This is a genomic window from Actinokineospora globicatena (assembly GCF_024171945.1).
Classification (GTDB): Bacteria; Actinomycetota; Actinomycetes; order Mycobacteriales; family Pseudonocardiaceae; genus Actinokineospora; species Actinokineospora globicatena.
The window spans coordinates 436,846-455,021 of the sequence record NZ_JAMTCR010000004.1 but is presented as its reverse complement, the minus strand read 5'-3'; the positions used below and the strand labels follow the sequence as shown (position 1 = coordinate 455,021).

The following is an 18,176-nucleotide window of genomic DNA, read 5'->3' as shown; positions in this document are numbered from 1 at the left end:
TTTCCTCGCAGGAGGTAAGACAGATGTCGTATGACCGTGCGCCTGAACCGGGCGTGGGTTTCTTCGCGGGCCGACACGTGCTGGCCGAGTTCGACGGGGTCGATCCGTTGCTGCTCAATGATCTGGGCTTCCTGCGGGAGGCCCTGGAGTCCTCCCTGCGGGACGCGGGCGCGACCATCTGCGATGTGGTGGCCAAGCAGTTCGAGCCCCAGGGGGTGACGGTGCTGGCGCTGCTGTCGGAGTCGCACGCCTCCATCCACACCTACCCGGAGATCGGGTCGATGTTCGTCGACATCTTCACCTGCGGCGAGACCGCCGACCCGGAACTGGCCGCCGCGCTGCTGCGCGACCGCCTCGGCGCGCTCGACGCCAGGATCAACACCGTCCACAGGGGACACCCCGTACCTTCGGAGACCGCCCGATGATCGTCGAACCGCTCGGCCCCGGTCTCACCCGGACGTGGGACATGCCCGAGGTCCTGGTGGACACCAAGACCGACTTCCAGCACCTGGTCATCGGCCGCACCGCGCAGGGCCTGAGCCTGTTCTGCGACGACGACCGGCAGAGCACCGAGTTCAGCCAGCTGACCTACCACGAGGCGCTGCTGGTGCCCGCGCTGCTGCTGGCCAAGACCCTGGACAAGGTCCTGGTCGTCGGCTCCAGCGAGGGCGTGGTCTCGCAGATCTCGGTGGCCGCCGGGGCGAGCGTGGTCGACCACGTCGACATCGACCAGCGCGCCGTCGAGCTGTGCGCCGAGCACCTGCCCTACGGCTACACCAGCGAGGAGCTGGCGAGGGCCGTCGCGCACGACGGGCCGGTGCGGGTGCACTACGCCGACGGGTGGCAGTTCCTGGCCGACACCCAGCAGCGCTACGACGTGGTGCTGGTTGACCTGCCCGACGAGCGGCCCGAGTTCGCCCAGCACAACCGCCTCTACGAGGAGGAGTTCCTCACCCGCTGCCGCTCGGTGCTCACCGAGGGCGGCGTGGTGGTGTGCCAGGCGGGCAGCCAGACGATGTGGCGCAACGAGACCCTCATCCGGTCCTGGCGCCGGTTCAACGAGGTGTTCGCCTCGACGGTGTACTACGGCTCCGACGAGCACGAGTGGGCGTTCCTGTTCGGACTCGCCGAGTCCACCCCGGACACCACCGAGCTGATGGTCGAGCGGCTGGCCACGTTGCCGTACCGGCCGGAGACGATCGACGCCGATGCCCTGCGCGGCAACACGATCCCGCCATACACCGTACGTAAGTCGCTCTAGACCTCGCGGCGGGCCAGCGGCCTCAGAGCTTCTGGCCCGCTTGCGTGCGGCGGGTGACCCGGCGCTCCACCACGAAGGAGACGAACGGGATCATGCCCGCCACCAGCACCAGCAGTGTGCCCTTCACCGACCAGCGGGCCTTGAGCGCCAGGTCGAACGCCGTCAGCAGGTACACCGCGTAGAGGAACCCGTGCGCCGGGCCGACGACGGCCACCGGCGTCGTGTTGTCGAAGGCGTACTTGGCGACCATGGCCGCGACCAGGGCGAGCAGGCCGACGCCGACGACGTAGGCCAGCACCCGGTAGCGGGCCAGCGCCCCCCGCACGCCCTTGGCGGCGACCGCCTGGGCCGGGTTCTCCTCGTCGGTCATGCTCATCGGGACTCCTGGTTCAGCCGGGCGAGGTAGCGGTTGTAGGCCGCCAGCTCGTCGTCCTCGTCGTCTCCGCCGCCGTGCTGCTCGAGGACGCTGCTGCGCTCGACGGCCTTGCTGTGTTCGGCGGCCTTGCTGTGCTCCGCGGTGCGGTACTCGTGCTGGACCTCGGGCACGGGTGCCTGCCCGGGCTCGGCGCCCCGCTGCTCGGCCTCGGCCTGCTCCCGCAGCTTGAGCTTGCGCAGCCGCCAGAACATGTAGGCGGGGGCGAGCCCGAACAGCGGCCACTGCAGCACGTAGCCCAGGTTCTGGAACGTGCCGTTGGCCGAGGAGAACCGCTGCCACTGCCACCACGCGAGGCCGCAGCACAGCACGAGCGCGAGCAGGGACACCCCGACCACGAGGAGTTTGCGCCCGACGCCCGGAGGTTCCCGCACCCGCCGATGCTAACCCGCGGCCACCGGCGGCTTGCTGAGAGCCGTTCTCAGCTTGCCGCGGCCCGGGCGTAGTGGTCGGCCAGGCCGAAGACCCGCTGGCCGTAGGGCACGGAGTTGTTGTACGAGAAGACGCCCTGCCACCAGCCCTTGGCGCTGGTCATGTCCCTGCCGTCGGCGCACAGGTACCGGGCGGCGGCCAGCGCGGCGTCGTCGATCTGCTGCGGGTCGCCGACCCCGTCGCCGTCGCCGTCGGAGCTCCACTTGCGCCAGGTCGACGGGATGAACTGCATCGGGCCGACGGCGCGGTCGACCGCAGCGTCGCCGTCGTAGCGGCCGCCGTCGGTGTCGGCGATGGCGCGCACCCCGGGTGTGCCGTCCAGCGGCACGCCGATGATCGGCGTCGACGGCCTGCCGTCCGCGCCGAGGACCGCCCCGCCGTACTGGCCGTGGTTGGACTCGACGCGCCCGATGGCCGCCAGCGTGGCCCAGGACAGCCCGCAGCGCGGTGTGGCGGTCCGGACGGCCAGTTCGGCGTTGCCGTAGGCCACCAGCGCCCGCGGCGGGATCTCGGTGCTCCTGGCGACCCGATCGGCCCAGCCGCGCAACGGGTCGGTGCCGTTCTGGCCGCCCTGGGGGACGGCGCCGACGGCCTCGACGGGTGCGGCGGAGTCGGGGTCGACCGCGGCCGGTTCGACCACGTCGGCGGGGGCGTCCGCGCTCGCGGGCACGGTCGCGATCCGCACGACCCAGACGACAGCGGCGGCCACCAGCACGACGAGCAGCACCAGGGTGAGGCGCAGCAGCAGTTCACCGCGCCGGGTCCCCCGGCTGGCCACCCCCGCCCGGTGCGTTCCCGGCGGGGCGGCCGACTCATCAGCGTGCTCGTGCTCCGCCACCGTGCTCCAGCCTGGCTCGCCGTGACCTGGGTCTGACCGGTGCGCCTGGCGCGCCGGTCACCACCAGCATCGACGAGGGGGCTGTGCGACGTTACGCGGGGGTAGGTGTCAGGCGGCGCCGTCGCGGCGCTGGCGCTGCAGCCTGGCCACGCACCAGGCGGGGGCGCTGCCCCGGCGCAGGTGCTCGAGGACGGTGAGCGGACCGAGCCGCCTGGCCAGGTCGGAGGGCGCCAGGCCCGCCGCCCGGTAGTCCAGCGCGCGCTGGTCGAGCGGGCTCATGCCCGCGTCCCACCACTCCTCGGCCTCGGCGACACCGCCGACCATCTGCCACCAACCAGCGGCGGCGGACAGGAGCTCGTGCGGCACCTCGGGCAGCCGCTTGCGCATGGCGGACAGGTAGCGCGGGTCAGCCGCCTCGACCGCCGCCCAGCGCGAGGCCCCGGCACGGGCTCGCTGGCCGGGGATGCCCGGCGAGGCGATGACGGGGGCTTCGGCGAGCCACTCGGACGCGATGCGGTGGGCCTCGTCGGCGTCGGCGTCCTGCGCGCGCTCGGCGGTCCACTGGCGGACCAGGGCATCGACCCCGGGATCGTCGAGCATTCTGCCTCCTGGAGGTCTCATGATCACTCGATGGCTGAAACCGTAGGGGCAGGGACCGACAGATCGCCAGAGGCAAAACGGACCAGTTCGCCCAGTGGACCCCCGCTACGGGCAGATCCACCCGGACGGTCCAATATGGATCTTCAGTCCGCCAAGATCATCACCGATCGTGATCGACCGGCGGGCATGGCTGCGCCCCGCGGGGGTGCCGGTTGCGCCGAGCCGCGCGGGCTCAGGCGAACAGGTTCTTCAGGAACGTGATGATCGCCTCGGCGCCGTCGCGCAGCCAGGAGAACAGGCTCTGCACCGCCTGCGCGGCCTGGGTGGGCTGGCTGATCACGTAGAACAGCACCAGCGCCACCGCGACCAGCATGACGACCTTCTTGGCGTTCATCGGTCCACTCCGTCCTCGCCACCGGCGGCCCGGGCCACTCCCGCGGTCACCCGCCGCACCGACCCCGCACCGCGACCTGCCTCCGGTCGCCCGCCCCCACCATGATCCCCCATCTCGACCACCGCGGGCGGGATTTCGGCACCGGACATCGACCGAGCGTGAGATCCGAGCCGCGCCGGACCCCGGTCCACCACCGCTCGCGTCGAGTCCGTCACCCTACGGGCGCAAGGCGCCGTCACGGCCCGGACACACCGGGGTGGCCCTGCGATCGCCCGGCGATCCCAGAAACCGTGTCACCTTTGAGCCGACGGCCGGGTTGGGACAGCCCAGCGGCGCGGCGGCCGGTAGAACTTGGGGTGTGCCGCCGGGATCACCACCCGGCGCGCAGGCCAGGAAGGCCCTCGCTCCCCGCCCAGCAGGTCGGGAGCCAGGCAGGCCGCCACCGCGCGTGCCCCGCCCCGCGGCTGTGAGGACGCCACAAGCACCCTCACAGCCCACTCCGGGCGGTGTGGACCACGCGACGCCGGATCGGGGCGATCACCGTCAGGCATGGCCGGTCACGCTATGACAGCGGCGTCGCGCAACCGGGTGATCTCCGACTCCGGTACCCCCAGTTCGGCCAACACGGCCGTGGTGTCCGCGCGTGCCGCGCTCGGCGGGGCCGGGGTGGCGGGCGCGGTCCTGCTGAACCGGGGCGCGGGCGCGGGTTGGGTCTTCCCGCCGATCTCGACGAAGGTGCCCCTGGCGACGTTGTGCGGGTGGTGCGGCGCCTCCCCCGGCGTCAGCACCGGGGTCAGGCAGGCGTCGGTGCCCTCGGCCAACGCGGCCCACTCGTCGCGGGTGCGGGTCTTCACCGCGGCGGTGATCTCGGCGCGCAGCGCGGGCCAGGTGCTCGGGTCCAGGTGGTTGGGCGGGTCGCGCAGGTCGAGCAGGGTGGCCAGCGCGGCGAAGAACCGGGCCTCGATCGCGCCGATCGCCACGTGCTTGCCGTCGGCGGTCTCGTAGGTGTCGTAGAACGGCGCCCCGCCGTCGAGCAGGTTCTCGCCCCGGCCGCCTGGCCACAGCCCCAGGTTGCGCAGCCCGTGCAGGCTGGTGGTCAGCAGCGCGGCGCCGTCGACCATGGACGCGTCGACCACCTGGCCCTCGCCGGAGACCTGCCGTTCCACCAGGGCGGCGAGCACGCCCATGGCCAGCAGCAGTCCCCCGCCGCCGAAGTCGCCGAGCAGGTTGAGCGGCACGGTGGGCTTGTGCCCGGCCTGCCCGATGGGGTCGAGCGCGCCCGCCACGGCGATGTAGTTGATGTCGTGCCCGGCGGCGGTGGCCAGCGGGCCGTCCTGGCCCCACCCGGTGATCCGGCCGTAGACCAGCCGTGGGTTGCGGGCCAGCAGCGCCTCGGGGCCCAGCCCCATCCGCTCGGCCACCCCGGGCCGGAAGCCCTCCACCAGCACGTCGGCCCGGTCGACCAGGCGCAGCACCAGGTCGAGGCCCTCGGGCGACTTGACGTCGACGCCGATCCAGCGGCGGCCCCTGGTGAGCGGGTCGTCGGGGAAGCCGAGCACGTCGGCCCCCGGTGCGGCGCGGTCGACCCGGACGACCTCGGCGCCCAGGTCCGCGAGCACGGTGCAGGCGAACGGGGCCGGGGCGAGTCCGGCTAGCTCGACGACCCGCAGGCCGCTCAAAGGTCCCATGGGGTGCGCGGTGTCCTCTAGGTGCTCGAAGGGGTGCTGATCGGTCGGGACGGCCTGGTCAGAGGGTGCGGGAGATGATCTCCTTCATGATCTCGTTGGTCCCGCCGTAGATGCGCTGCACGCGCTGGTCGAGGTAGATGCGGGCGATCGGGTACTCGTGCATGTAGCCGTAGCCGCCGTGCAGCTGCAGGCACTCGTCGATGGCCTTCATCGCCCGGTCGCTGGTCCACCACTTGAGCATCGCCACGGTCGGGATGTCGAGCTCGCCGCGCAGGTGCTTGGCGATGCAGTCGTCGAGGAACACCCGGGCGATGCGGGCCTCGGTGGCGACCTCGGCGAGGGTGAACTTGGTGTTCTGGAAGTGGTAGACCGGGCGCCCGAACGCCTGCCGCTCCTTGGTGTAGGCCAGGGTCAGCTCCAGCGCGATCTCCATGGCCACCACCGAGGAGATGCCGATGATCAGCCGTTCCTGCGGCAGCTGCTGCATGAGCTGGACGAAGCCCTGGCCCTCGACGCCGCCGAGCAGGTTGCCGACCGGGACGCGCACCTCGTCGAAGAACAGCTCGGCGGTGTCCTGCGCCTTGAGGCCGAGCTTGTCGAGCACCCGGCCCCGGCGGAACCCGGCCCGCTCGGTCTCGACGACGACCAGCGAGGTGCCCTCGGCGCCCTTGCTCGGGTCGGTCTTGACCACGACGATCACGAAGTCGCACTGGCCGCCGTTGGTGATGAAGGTCTTGGCGCCGGAGACGACGTACTCGTCGCCGTCGCGCACCGCCTTGGCCTTGATGCCCTGCAGGTCGGACCCGGCGCCCGGCTCGGTCATCGCGATCGCGCCGACCCACTCGCCGCTGGCCAGCTTCGGCAGCCAGGCGTGCTTCTGCTCCTCGGTGCCGTAGGCGAGCACGTAGTGGGCGACGATGCCGTTGTGCAGGGACACGCCCCAGCCGCTGTCGCCCGCGCGCGCCTGCTCCTCTAAGAGGATCGTCTCGTGGGCGAAGTTGCCGCCACCGCCGCCGTACTCCTCGGGGATGGACAGGCACAGCAGCCCGACCTCGCCCGCCTTGGTCCACAGCTCCCGGTCGACCTGCTTGTTCTCCACCCACCGCTCGGTGTTGGGGGTCAGCTCCTTCTCGCAGAAGGTGCGGGCCAGGTCGCGGAAGGCGGCCAGGTCGTCGTCCATCCACGGGGATCGCTTGGTCACCGGGGGCCTCCTCGCGTCACAAACATTCCGACCTGCATGTAAGTTCTCCTGTGAAGGTACATCCCCGGGGAACGGGCCGTAAAGTGCCCGCACACCCCGGCGTGAGGAGGCCCCCATGGCGGCTGTGCGCACCCACCGCACCCAGCAGGAGCGCAGTGAGCAGACTCGCGAAGCGCTGCTCGACGCGACCATCGGTTGCCTGGTGGAACTGGGGTACGCGCGCACGACCGTGCAGGAGGTGTGCGCGCGGGCAGGGGTGTCCAGGGGTGCCCAGCAGCACCACTTCACCACCAAGGCCGAGCTGATGACCGCCGCGCTCGAGCACCTGTTCGCGCGGCTGACCCGGCAGGTGAGCGAGGCGGCCGCCGACCTGCCGCCGGGTCGGGCCCGGGTCACCAAGGGCATCGACCTGCTGTGGGAGGCCTACTCGGGGACGCTGTCGACCGCGGCGGTGGAGCTGTGGGTCGCCGCGCGCACGGACCCGGAGCTGCGCGAGCGGCTGCGCCCGGTCGACCGGGCCCTCGGCCACGCGACCCTGCAGCTGTACCGGGACGCGGCGGGGGCCGACCTGCCGGAGGCGGAGCTGGAGACGTTGTTGCTGCTCAGCGTGAACCTGGTCCGCGGCCTGGCGCTGGACGCGATGATCGGCGGCGGCGCCCAGCGGCGGGCCAGGTTGCTGGAGGAGTGGAAGGCCACCGTGCTCGACCGCTACACCGCGGTGGCGGGCTGACCGGCAGGTTCGGCGGGCGGCGGGATCGGCACGCCGGTCGCGCCCGCCCGGTGCAGGCGGACGGGCGCGACCGGCGGTGTGCCTGGCCTTGCTGGTCCGCAGCGGCCGACCCGGCCCTCGCTCGGGTCGGCCACTGCACTGGTAGATGAGGGGCGCGGGACGCCAACGGGACGTTCGCTTCCGCAAACAATGTGGCGGGCGCCATCCAGTGGCCCCCACCTGCCAAGATCGTTCGCGTGACAGCGCCAGAACCCGGCTCCGAGCCGCCAAGAACCGTCCCGCCGCCCGACCAGACTCCGCTGACCGACCAGACCCCGCCGCCGCAGGCCGAGGCCGTCCCGGTCGCGATCCTGCCCGGCCACCCGCCGCAGCCCGGCGCTCCCGGCTTCGTCCGGACCGGCGTGCCGCTGATGAACGACCTCGGGACGGCCCCACCGGCTCCCCGAGCACCGACGTGGTGGGCGGGGGTGGTCGCGGCCGTGCTCCTGGCGGCCGCCGCGGCGCTCGCCGTCGTCAGCTCCGCGATCCCCCTGTTCACGGGGTCCTCGGAGTGGGACGACATGCGGGGCCCGGGGCTCGACAGCTCCGGCTCCGGCTCCGGGTCCGGGTCCGCCGATGTCGACGTCTCCATCGCGCCGTTCGACCCCAGCTTCGACGTGCCCGAAATGGACATGTACCCGCTCGACGACACCCTGTGGACAGGCCTGGGGATGACACCAGCGTCGTTCTCGGGTCCACCGCCCGGCACCTGGGTGCCGGTGCTGCTGGGTGCCGTGCTCGTCCTGGTCGCGGGCGCGCTGGCCGTGCTCGTCGCCACGCGGGTGGTCGTGGGCGCGGCGACCGCGGCGCGGATCACCGCCGCGGCGGGCACGGGTGTCCTGCTCTCGGCGGCCTTCGTCGCGCTGCAAGCCGTGCTCTCGACCAAGTCCCAGTTCGACGAGATGTTCGGCGTCCCCTACGAGGACACGTCGGACCGGATGTTCATGCCTGAGCTGTGGGTAGGCCCCGCGACGGTCGTCCTCGGGGTGGCGGCTCTGGTCGCGGTGCTCGGGATGGCGCTCACGTGGGTGCCGATCCGCAAGCCGGTGGCGTTCGTCCCCACCGCGCCCGGCCCGATCCCACCCGGCCCGATCCCGCAGGGCCCGGTCACGCCTGGCCCGATCCCGCAGGGCTGAGAGCTCACACGACCGAAACAAACGGGCATCCGATAGGCAATAGTCGTCCCGCAGGCTTGTCCCATGGACAGACCGACGACGTGGCGACTGCGTGTGCGCCTGGATGACCGTCCCGGCGCCCTCGCGCGAGTGACCGCGAGGCTCGCCGCGCGTGACTGCAATGTCCTGGGGTTGTCAGTACTACCGGTGCCCGGTGGGGTTATCGACGAGATCGTGGTGAACACGCCTGGGGGCTGTTCGCCTGCCGACCTGGTCACCGATCTTCGTGCCGAGGGCGGACGGTCCGTTGCGATCACTCGCGCGGACGTCCGCCATCTCGTCGACCGCACTACCGCCGCACTTCGTGCGACCAGTGCCGCACTTCGCGATCCCTCAGCCACTGCCGAGGCCGTGCGCGTCATCCTGGGCGCGGACTCGGTAGCGCCAGCCGAATCGGGTTCTGATCCAGCGGACGACAGCGGTCACCGCGTGGTGTTGGCGCTGACCGAGGACACGCGACTGGTAGCGCGGCGGGGCTGGGCACCGTTCACCGAGGTCGAACTCGCTCGGGTTACCGCCTTGAGCGAGGTCCTAGGGGCCGACCACACCACGGCGACGGCAGTGGTCACCAGCACCGGCGCCGGGATCGTGTTGCGGGTCGGTACCCCTGCCGACGCCGAGGCGGTCGCCGACCTGCACGCCCGCTGCTCCGCCAAGACGCTGTTCACCCGCTACCACGCGGGCCTGCGCTCACTCCCCCGCCGCTGGCTGCACCGGCTCTTGCAGCCGCCGCGCGGGACGACCCTGCTGGCGATGTGCGGCACCCGGGTCGTGGGGATGGCGCAGGTGATCAGGACGGCCGACCCGGCGGAGGCCGAGGTCTCGGTGCTGGTCGAGGACGAGTGGCAGCGCCAGGGCCTGGGCACGGCGTTGATCGGCAGGCTCGGCTCGCTCGCGCGGGCGACCGGGCACGACCGGCTCGTCGCCTGGTGCCTGCCCGCCGAGGTCGGGTTCGTCCGGGCGGCGACCGCGTCCGGGCTGCCGGTCGCGGTCCTCCGGGAAGACGACCTGCTGCGCGTCACGCTCACCGCGGGGGCCGACCGGGAGCGGGTGACGACCGTCCCTACCGAGAAGTAACATGGGGCTCTGAGCGAAGGAGCCCCATGACCACCATCGGTTCAGTCCCCGGCGCCCCGACCACGGCCAGGGCGGCCCACCTGGTCTCGAGGGCGGTCGCGGGCCAGGACCCGGAGACGGTGGTGATGACCGCGCCGTTCACCGGTGCCCCCATCGCCACCCTCCCCCAGGTCGACGACGCCGACGTGCGCCACGCGTTCGCCACGGCGCGGGAGGCGCAACGGGCCTGGGCGGCGACACCGGTGACCGAGCGGGCCGAGGTGCTGCTGCGGCTGCACGACCTGATCCTGGACCGGCAGTCCGAGGCGCTGGACCTCATGCAGGTCGAGACCGGCAAGACCCGGCTCGACGCCTACGACGAGATCGCGGTCACCGCGATGACGGCCGCGTACTACGGGCGCAAGGCTCCCCGGTTGCTCGCCCCCAAGCGCAAAGCGGGCGCGCTGCCGGTGTTCACCAAGACCACTGAGGTCCGCCACCCCCGCGGCGTGGTGGCGATGATCTCGCCGTGGAACTACCCGTTGGCGCTGACGGGCATGGACGCGATCCCGGCTCTGGTGGCGGGCAACGCTCTCGTGCAGAAGCCGGACAACCAGACCGCGTTGAGCGCACTGTGGTTGCACGAGTTGGCAAGCGAGGCAGGCCTACCGGACGGCGTGTGGCAGATCGTGCTCGGCCGCGGTTCGCGTATCGGCAACGCTCTCATCGAGGAGGGCGACTACCTCGGCTTCACCGGGTCGACCGAGACCGGCAAGGGGTTGGCCGCCAAGGCAGCCGCGTTGCTGACGGGGTACTCGATGGAGCTCGGCGGTAAGAATCCGATGATTGTCCTACCGGACGCCGACATCGATCGGACCGCGGCGGGCGCGGTGACGGCGTGCTTCGCGTCCGCGGGCCAGTTGTGCGTGTCGGTCGAGCGGATCTATGTGCACGAGAGCGTCCGCGAGGCGTTCACCCGGGCTTTCGTGGCCAGGACTTCCGCGCTGCGCCTGGGTTCCACGCTGGACTTCGGCGCCGACATCGGCTCGCTGACCTCCCCCGACCAGTTGGCGACGATCACCGCCCACGTCGAGGACGCGGTCCGCAAGGGCGCCAGGGTCCTCGCGGGCGGCAAGCCGCGCCCGGACCTGGGGCCGCTGTTCTACGAGCCGACGATCCTGGGCGACGTCCGCGAGGGCATGGTCCCGTTCGCGGAGGAGACCTTCGGGCCGGTGGTGTCGATCTACGGCTACACCGACCTCGACGACGCGGTGGCCGCGGCCAACCGCACCCGCTACGGCCTCAACGCCAGCGTGTGGACCCGCGACGTCCGCGCGGGCGAGGCCGTCGCGGCCCGGGTCCACGCGGGCACGGTCAACGTCAACGACGGCTACGGCGCCGCCTTCGGCAGCCTCGACGCCCCCATGGGCGGCATGGGCGACTCCGGCGTCGGCAGGCGCAACGGCGCGGAAGGACTGCTGAAGTACACCGAGGCCCAGACCATTGCCACCCAACGCGTCCTCCCCCTCCGCCCGGGCCGCGCCATCCCCGGCCGCACCTGGGCCGCGGCCCTCACCCTCGGCCTACGCGCCCTCAAACGCCTCCCCCGCTGACCACCGTCCACACCACTCCCGACCCACCGTCCACCTTCTGACGGTCACCGCGCACCTAGCCGGACCGTCCACAAAGGCCGATCCGGCAGCCCGCTCCAACGCGATTGATTCCCCTTATCGCACCGGTGCGGAATTCGAAACGCGCAATTGATCAACTACCGCACCCCTGGCGACACCGCGGTCGCGTCAAGGGGCCACTCGCCCTGTTCCCAGTAACAAGAATCACCGCCGGACCGGCAGGAATCGGTCGGGCAACGGATTCCCAGAGCCCCCCGTGCCTCAGGTGGTGAGCAGGCCCCGGTCGTAGGCGACGGCCACCGCTTCGGCGCGGCGGCTGGCGCCGAGTTTGGCCATGATGCGGCTCAGGTGCACGCTGACGGTCTTCTCGCTGATGAACAGTTCGTCGCCGACCTGCCGGTTCGTCCGACCGGCGGCAACCAGGGCCAGGACCGCGCGCTCGCGCGGGGTGAACGGGTCGACCTCGTCGCGTACCGCCACCGAGTCGTGCAGGGCGACGCGGCCGCGCTTGGCGATCTTGCGCACCGCGTCGGCCAGGGGTTTCGCGCCCATTCGGGTGGCGACCTCGTCGGCGAGGCGCAGCTGCTCGGCCGCGCCGTCCCGGTCGTCGGCGGCGAGCAGGGCCTCGGCGAGCCGCCTGCGGCACATGGCCTGCTCGTACACCGCGCCGTAGTCGAACGCCTTGACCGCCGCTCGCCACGCGTCCGGGTCACCCGCGCCGTCCAGCCGGGTGTGCTCGGCCTCCGCCCGCGCCAGCCACGCCAGCCCCTCCGGTCCGAGCGACCCGGTGCGCGGGCTGCCGCACTCCGCGGTCTTGCGGACCATCGCGATCAGCTCGGCCGCAGCCGCCAGGTCGGGGATCTCGTGTCCCGCGCGCCGGGCCGCCAGTGCCTGGTCAGCGTACGCGGCCATCCCGATCGCGCCGATCCGGATCCCGGCGAGCACCCACTGCTCCCCCGCGCGCGCCACCCAGTCCAGCGCGTCGCGGACACTCTCGACGGCCTTGTCCGGCCTGCCCCGCCAGATCGCCAGCTCGGCGCCGATCGCCCCGGTGGCCAGCGGGATCTGCAGGTCGCGGTGCCAGTCGGCGCGCAGTTCGGCGAGTAGCCGCTCGGCCTCGGCGAACCGGCCCCTGCCGACCGCGACGAAGGCGCCGACCGCGGCCAACCGGGCGGACACGGTGCTCGACACCTTGTGCCCCGGCGGTTCCGCGGCGGCCTCGCTGCCGTCCCAGTCGCCGCGCGCGTAGCGGATCACGACCTGCACGACCCGCAGCTCCAGGCCGTAGGTGCTCCAGGTCAGGCCGGTCGCCCCGGCCCGCTCGACCCCGGCGTCGACGACCTCGGCGGCCTGGTCGAGCAGCCCGGACTCGTAGAGGTTGACGCACAGCGAGTACCTGGCGCGCAGCTCGACGGTGATCGCCTCGACGTCGGCGGCCCGCGCCATGGCCGCGCGCAGGCGCTCGCGGGACTCCTCGGCGTGCCCGTCGGCCTCGGCCAGGATCGCCAACGTGGTCAGCGCGTCCGCCTCCGGCCCGCCCGCGCCCACCTTCCTCGCGATGGCCACCGCGTGCTCGGCCCGCTCGCGCGACTCGGTGTTGCGCCGCTGGCCGCGCAGGATCGTCGCGTAGGCGGCGAGCACCCACGCCTTGTCCGGGCTCGCAGGCCGGTCCGCGACCAGCTCCCAGCCCTGCTCGATGCTGGTCAACGCCTCGCCCTCGCGCCCGTCGACGGCGTAGAGGGACTGTGCGAGGCGCCTGCGCAGCTTGGCCGCCCGTTCCGGGACCACGGCCGCGTCGGCGATGCGCACCGCGGACTTGGCGAAGGCGATGGCGCGCTCCGGGTCACCGGACATGCCCGCGACCCAGGACGCGTGTTGCAGCAGCCGCATCTCGTCGACGTCACCGGGCCGCTGCTCACCCGGCACCGCGTCCCACAGCTTCAACGCGCGCTCGACGTGCTCCAACGACTCCGCGGGCGCGCCGGACCGCTCCGCCTCCCAGCAGGCCGCGACCGACGCCGCCAACGCCGCGGGCAAGGCGTGGCTCTCCATGCTGTGGTGCGCCAACGCTGCCGCGGCGCCGCGCACTCCCGGGGAGTCCGCGAGCTGCTTGGCGTAAGCGGCGTGCAACCGGACTCGCTCACCCGGCAGCAGATCCCCATAGACGGCCTCACGCATCAGGGCGTGCCGGAAGCTATAGAGGTCGTCGGCCGGGACCAGCACGTGGTGCGCGACGGCCTCGCGCAGTGCCGCGTCCAAGTCGGCCTCGTCGAGCTCGGCGACCAGGCGCAACCGGGCGTCAGGCACCCGCCTGCCCGCGACCGAGGCGACCCGGACCACGGTCTGCGCGGTCGGGCTCAACCGCTCGACCCTGGCCAGCAGCACGTCGACCAGCGTCGCCGGGATCCCCGCGTCGTCGGGGCTGGAGTAGGCGGCGAGCAGTTCCTCGGCGAAGAACGCGTTGCCCTCGGAGCGGCCCGCGACCTCCCGCAGCACCTGCTCGGACAGCTTGTCCTCAGCGAGCGCGGCGACGAAGGTGCGCGAGTCCGCGGTGCCGAACGGGGCCAGGTCGATCCGCTCGACCTGCGGCAGCCGCACCAGCTCGGCCAGCAGCGGGCGCAGCGGGTGGCGGCGGTGCAGGTCGTCGCCGCGGTAGGTGCCCAGGATCAGCAGCCGCTGCGACCGCAGCCGCGACAGCAGGAACGACACCAGGCTCCTGGTGGAGGCGTCGGCCCAGTGCAGGTCCTCCAGCACCAGCACCACCGGCGCCTGCTCGGCGAGGTCGGTGAGCAGCCCGTGCACGGCGTCGAACAGCTGCAGCTGGCCGATGTCCTGCTCGGAGCGCGGACCGACGACCGGGATCGCCATCCCGGACGCGACCCGCCCCGGGTCGGGCAGCGCCGGTAGCGCTACCTCGGGGAACAGCCTGCCCAACGCCGGACGGGCCGCGGCGCGATCGCGCACCGCGGCCAGCGCCTCGGCGACCGGCAGGTACGGCAGGCCGGTCTCCCCCGCGTCCAGGCAGCGACCGGTCAGCACCAACGCCCCCAGGCCGCTGGCGATGACCCCGACCTCCTCGGTCATCCTCGTCTTGCCGACACCGGCGTCCCCGGCGAGCAGCACGGCCGCGGCCCGACCGGCCACCGCGGCCTCCACCGCCGAACGCAGCCTGCGCAGTTCACGACCGCGCGCGACCAGGGGTATTCCCGAACCAAGACGCGGCATGTCCTGCATGCTCGCACACCCCACCGACGGCGTCGGTGGCGCTCAGGCGGCCCGGTCGCCCTGCCTCGGGTCCGGGCGCTGCCCGGACAGCCGCCGCCACCAGGGCGCGCGGCGCACCTCGTGCAGGTGCAGGCGGCTGGTGCGGTCCATGGTGCCGTGCGTGCGGTAGTTGACCTCGGCCCGGACCGCTTCCGTCGTCCACTCCACGTGGATCACTCCCTCTCGGTTCCGCCGGTCTCCCCGGCTGACGACAACGGTGCCGCTGAGGGAGGGGGTGGGAGATCGGGTGATCGCGCAGTCTCGGCCTTACCAACCCTTACCCGGGGCGTCCGGACCCGGTCATCGCGCGGGGTAAGGGGTCGGTTCGCGCTGGTGGGGTAAGGGGTGGGAGTGGGTGCGTGAGGGGGAACGGGGCCACGGCGAGCCGTGGCCCCGCCACCGAGTGGGTCCCGGACCGGGATGCTGTCGATCATCCCGGGCTCAGGCGCCGCGCGGCTGGATTACCTCGCCGCGAGAAGGTTTCCCTTCACGGCACCGACGAAGGCGGTCCACTCGATGTCCGCGAACGACAGGTGCCCGAACTCCGTGTTCTTGGAGTCGCGCACCGTCGCGCCGCTTCCGCCTATCACGAGCTCCACGCAGTCGTTGCCCGAACTGCGGCTACTCCTGCGCCATTCGGCGCTCGCGAGGTCAGAAACAGTCACGCCCCACTCCTCTCGTGTTATTCAGGAATCACGGATCAACTCCTCCGCGATCCGTTGGACCAGGCCGACGGAGTCGTCCGGTCGCAACGCCGCCGCACGCAAGTGGTCGAACAACAACGAGTACTTGTGGACATCGGCTGGGGACTCGAGGTAGACGCCGTTGGCGGTGCTCTCCACGTAGACGACGTCGGGGTCGATCTGGTCGGGGAAGCCGAGGATGAGGAACGGCGCCTCCATCCCGGCGTGCGCCCCGGCGGCGAAGGGCACCACCTGCAGGTTCACGTTCGGCAGCTCGGCCACCTGCACCATCTTGAGCAGCTGCTCGGCCATCACCTCGGGGCCGCCGGTGAGCCTGCGCAGCACCGCCTCGTCCATGACCGCCCAGTACTCCGGCGGCCGGGCGTCGGTGAGCAGCCGCTGGCGGGTCTGCCTGGCCTCCACCCGCATGTCGATCTCCGCCTGCTGCGCGTCCGGGCGGATCGCCCGCAGCACCGCCCTGGTGTAGGCCGGGGTCTGCAGCAGGCCGGGCACGATCAGCGCCTGGAAGGCGCGCAGCGACGACGAATCGGCCTCGAGACCGACGAAGGCACCGGTGAACACCTCGTTGTAGGCGTGCCACCAGCCCTTCTGCCTGGCCTCCCTGGCCAGCTGCACCAGCGCGTCGCGCTGCTCGTCGACGATGCCGTAGAGCTCGGCCATGTCCCGCACGTCGCGGGGGGTCACGCTGACGTGCCCGGTCTCGATCCGGCTGACCTTGGAGGCGGAACACTCGAGTTTGTCGGCGACCTCGTCGATGGTCAGCACCGCCGCTTCCCGGAAACGCCGCAGTTCGGCGGCGAGCCTGCGGCGGCGGACCGTCGGACTGGGTCCACGGGTCACTTCTGCACCTCGTTTCCGACCGCGCCGAACGCGGTCGTGGGCTGGTTGGTCGGCGGGGGCGGACGCGCCCGCGCGGCGCGGATCGTCCGCGCGCCGTGGGCAAGTGTCGATGCTGATCTTGTCGAGCACAAGCAGCGGGGCGGTCGCGCTCACACCAGGTGGGAACGCGCGGCCGAATCGCCGATGGTCACCCGATCGTGTGGTGCAACTTGCAGAATGTCGCTGCCACAATGCATTCTGACCATGAAAGCGCGAACGCAGGCGAATCGGACGCGGCGGACAGGGAAGCCGAACCCGTCGGGGGGCGTGGGGCGCACCAGGGAGTCATCGGCCGATTCGGCCGTCCGCTTGAGAGCGTCCGCCGGGAACGGTTGGCCGATCACGGATCCGGTGCGGTTCCGGTTGCGGTTTCGCGGGAATCGCCGCGGGCGGCGTGGATTCCCCGGTGGCGCGGGCTTTCCCCGTCGGCGCGGGCAGGCGGGATCGATCACAGGGCGGGAGGCCACAGGGTGAGCGGGTCCATCTTCGGGCACATGGCGGCGTCGCTGCGGGACTACCTCGCGGAGTTGAGCGACCACGCCCGCGCCGACGACGACACCGACGCGGCCAGGCTCGCCCGCACCGAACTGCCCAGGGTCGTCGCCGCGCTGCGCGCGGTGCTCGACGAGCACCGCCCCGACCGCGACGGCCGCTGCCCCACCTGCCGGACCCGGCTGTTCACCCGCGCCCCGTCGCCGTGCCGGGCGTACCTGACCGCGCACCTGTGCCTGCTGGTCAACGAGGACGGCGCCCACGACGACACCGCGGACAGCCACAGAGCCGCCGACCGCCGCGTGGTCAGCGGCGCGGGGCTCGTCGACGGCCACCGCACCAGGCTGGCGGGCTAGACCCGGGGCACGCGAACCCACCCCCTCGCGCGGCCCCGCCAGGTGGGACCCGGGTCATCTCCCCCGACGACCCGGGTCCCACCGCTCAGCCGACCACCCGCAGCAGCCCCTCCTGCACGACGGTCGCCACCAGCGTCCCGTCCCGGGTGAAGAACCGACCGGTCGCCAGCCCGCGCCCACCGGAGGCGCTCGGCGACGCGCAGTCGTAGAGGATCCACTCGTCGGCGCGGAACGGGCGGTGGAACCACATCGCGTGGTCGAGGCTGGCGCCCATGACCTTGTCGGTCCCCCAGTAGACGCCGTGCCGGGCGAGCACCGCGTCGAGCAGCGTCATGTCCGAGGCGTAGGCGAGCACGCAGACGTGCAGCAACGGGTCGTCGGCGAGCTTGCCGTCGGTCCGCATCCACACCTGGTTGCGCGCGTCGCGGGGCCCGGTCTCCCGCGACAACCACGGCGGCTCGCTGACGTAGCGCACGTCGATGGGCCGGGGCCGGTCCGCCCAGTCCCCGAACTTGGCCCGCAGGTCCGGCGTCATCCGCTCGGCGTGCGTGGGCAGCGTCTCCGGGTCCGGCACCTCGGGCATCCCCTCGGCGTGGTCGATGCCGCTCTCGACGCTCTGGAACGACGCCGACAACGCGAAGATCGCCTTCCCGCGCTGCACCGCGACCACCCGCCGCGTGGTGAACGACCGCCCGTCCCGGATCCGGTCCACCTCGTAGACGATCGGCACACTGGGATCCCCACCCCGGATGAAGTAGGCGTGCAACGAGTGCACCCCCCGCTCCGCGGGCACCGTCCGTCCCGCCGCCACCAGCGCCTGCCCCGCCACCTGCCCCCCGAACACCCGCACCGACGAGTGCTCCGGGCTCACCCCGCGATAGATGTCGTCTTCGATGCGCTCCAGGTCCAGCAGCTCGACCAACCGATCAAGCACACCCTGCCCCCGCGCTGCCCCGTCCTCCGTCATGCCCCCAGGCTAGCCCTCCCCCTTGCGTCCTCAGTG

The 18,176-nt window shown here is 72.4% G+C and carries 19 protein-coding genes and 1 pseudogene; 8 read left to right on the top strand and 12 right to left on the bottom strand.

The genetic code is table 11. The features are described 5' to 3' along the window. The first annotated feature begins 23 nt into the window (after positions 1-23). Positions 24-425 (top strand): adenosylmethionine decarboxylase, encoded by a 402-nt coding sequence (gene speD, locus LV79_RS21065; protein WP_253839611.1) that lies wholly within the window; start codon positions 24-26, stop codon positions 423-425. After that, positions 422-1,261 carry a spermidine synthase gene (locus LV79_RS21060; RefSeq protein WP_253839609.1) on the top strand — a complete coding sequence of 280 codons (840 nt, stop codon included), beginning with the start codon at positions 422-424 and terminating at the stop codon, positions 1,259-1,261. Before speD ends, LV79_RS21060 begins: the two co-directional genes overlap by 4 nt. 22 nt (positions 1,262-1,283) lie before the next feature. On the opposite strand, the gene LV79_RS21055 is transcribed toward LV79_RS21060, so the two are convergent. From LV79_RS21055 to LV79_RS21025, 7 genes are all read right to left on the bottom strand, one after another. Further along, complete coding sequence (locus LV79_RS21055; RefSeq protein WP_372495421.1) at positions 1,284-1,631, bottom strand: DUF3817 domain-containing protein; 348 nt, start codon at positions 1,629-1,631, stop codon at positions 1,284-1,286. A gap of 2 nt (positions 1,632-1,633) precedes the next feature. Then, on the bottom strand, positions 1,634-2,068 hold the full coding sequence (locus LV79_RS21050) for a hypothetical protein (RefSeq protein WP_253839606.1): 435 nt from the start codon (positions 2,066-2,068) through the stop codon (positions 1,634-1,636). A 47-nt stretch (positions 2,069-2,115) separates the two neighbouring features. Then, on the bottom strand, positions 2,116-2,964 hold the full coding sequence (locus LV79_RS21045; RefSeq protein ID WP_372495383.1) for a lytic murein transglycosylase: 849 nt from the start codon (positions 2,962-2,964) through the stop codon (positions 2,116-2,118). A 108-nt stretch (positions 2,965-3,072) separates the two neighbouring features. Then, complete coding sequence (locus LV79_RS21040; protein WP_253839604.1) at positions 3,073-3,564, bottom strand: helix-turn-helix transcriptional regulator; 492 nt, start codon at positions 3,562-3,564, stop codon at positions 3,073-3,075. A 232-nt stretch (positions 3,565-3,796) separates the two neighbouring features. Further along, positions 3,797-3,958, bottom strand: a complete 162-nt coding sequence (locus LV79_RS21035) for a hypothetical protein (RefSeq protein WP_253839602.1) — start codon at positions 3,956-3,958, stop codon at positions 3,797-3,799. 557 nt (positions 3,959-4,515) lie between these two features. After that, on the bottom strand, positions 4,516-5,646 hold the full coding sequence (locus LV79_RS21030) for a CaiB/BaiF CoA transferase family protein (protein ID WP_253839592.1): 1,131 nt from the start codon (positions 5,644-5,646) through the stop codon (positions 4,516-4,518). Between the two features lie 58 nt (positions 5,647-5,704). Continuing rightward, a complete protein-coding gene (locus tag LV79_RS21025) occupies positions 5,705-6,826 on the bottom strand; it encodes an acyl-CoA dehydrogenase family protein (protein WP_253840380.1) in 1,122 nt (373 codons plus the stop codon). A gap of 136 nt (positions 6,827-6,962) precedes the next feature. Between LV79_RS21025 and LV79_RS21020 the strand changes: the two genes are divergently transcribed. From LV79_RS21020 to LV79_RS21000, 5 genes and pseudogenes are all read left to right on the top strand, one after another. After that, positions 6,963-7,577 (top strand): TetR/AcrR family transcriptional regulator, encoded by a 615-nt coding sequence (locus tag LV79_RS21020; RefSeq protein ID WP_253839590.1) that lies wholly within the window; start codon positions 6,963-6,965, stop codon positions 7,575-7,577. A gap of 236 nt (positions 7,578-7,813) precedes the next feature. Then, on the top strand, positions 7,814-8,752 hold the full coding sequence (locus tag LV79_RS21015; RefSeq protein ID WP_253839588.1) for a hypothetical protein: 939 nt from the start codon (positions 7,814-7,816) through the stop codon (positions 8,750-8,752). Positions 8,753-8,815: 63 nt separating this feature from the next. Continuing rightward, a pseudogene (locus LV79_RS34600) lies at positions 8,816-8,959 on the top strand (ACT domain-containing protein); the annotation flags it as partial. Positions 8,960-9,142: 183 nt separating this feature from the next. Next, positions 9,143-9,868: a GNAT family N-acetyltransferase gene (locus LV79_RS21005; RefSeq protein WP_253840379.1), complete on the top strand. Its 726-nt coding sequence runs from the start codon at positions 9,143-9,145 to the stop codon at positions 9,866-9,868. A 26-nt stretch (positions 9,869-9,894) separates the two neighbouring features. Beyond that, positions 9,895-11,460, top strand: a complete 1,566-nt coding sequence (locus tag LV79_RS21000; protein ID WP_253839586.1) for a succinic semialdehyde dehydrogenase — start codon at positions 9,895-9,897, stop codon at positions 11,458-11,460. A 279-nt stretch (positions 11,461-11,739) separates the two neighbouring features. Here LV79_RS21000 and LV79_RS20995 read toward each other — a convergent pair whose 3' ends face one another. The 4 genes from LV79_RS20995 to LV79_RS20980 form a co-directional block, all read right to left on the bottom strand. Beyond that, positions 11,740-14,712: a helix-turn-helix transcriptional regulator gene (locus LV79_RS20995; protein WP_253839584.1), complete on the bottom strand. Its 2,973-nt coding sequence runs from the start codon at positions 14,710-14,712 to the stop codon at positions 11,740-11,742. 33 nt (positions 14,713-14,745) lie between these two features. Further along, a complete protein-coding gene (locus tag LV79_RS20990; protein WP_253839576.1) occupies positions 14,746-14,910 on the bottom strand; it encodes a hypothetical protein in 165 nt (54 codons plus the stop codon). A gap of 293 nt (positions 14,911-15,203) precedes the next feature. Then, entirely contained in the window at positions 15,204-15,407 is a 204-nt protein-coding gene (locus LV79_RS20985; RefSeq protein ID WP_204455203.1) for a DUF397 domain-containing protein, read from the bottom strand. A 21-nt stretch (positions 15,408-15,428) separates the two neighbouring features. Next, positions 15,429-16,286, bottom strand: a complete 858-nt coding sequence (locus tag LV79_RS20980; RefSeq protein WP_253839568.1) for a helix-turn-helix domain-containing protein — start codon at positions 16,284-16,286, stop codon at positions 15,429-15,431. Between the two features lie 509 nt (positions 16,287-16,795). Here LV79_RS20980 and LV79_RS20975 point away from each other — a divergent pair. Continuing rightward, entirely contained in the window at positions 16,796-17,173 is a 378-nt protein-coding gene (locus LV79_RS20975; RefSeq protein WP_253839566.1) for a hypothetical protein, read from the top strand. An 85-nt stretch (positions 17,174-17,258) separates the two neighbouring features. On the opposite strand, the gene tesB is transcribed toward LV79_RS20975, so the two are convergent. Continuing rightward, positions 17,259-18,140 (bottom strand): acyl-CoA thioesterase II, encoded by an 882-nt coding sequence (tesB, locus tag LV79_RS20970; protein WP_253839565.1) that lies wholly within the window; start codon positions 18,138-18,140, stop codon positions 17,259-17,261. Between the last annotated feature and the right edge of the window lie 36 nt (positions 18,141-18,176).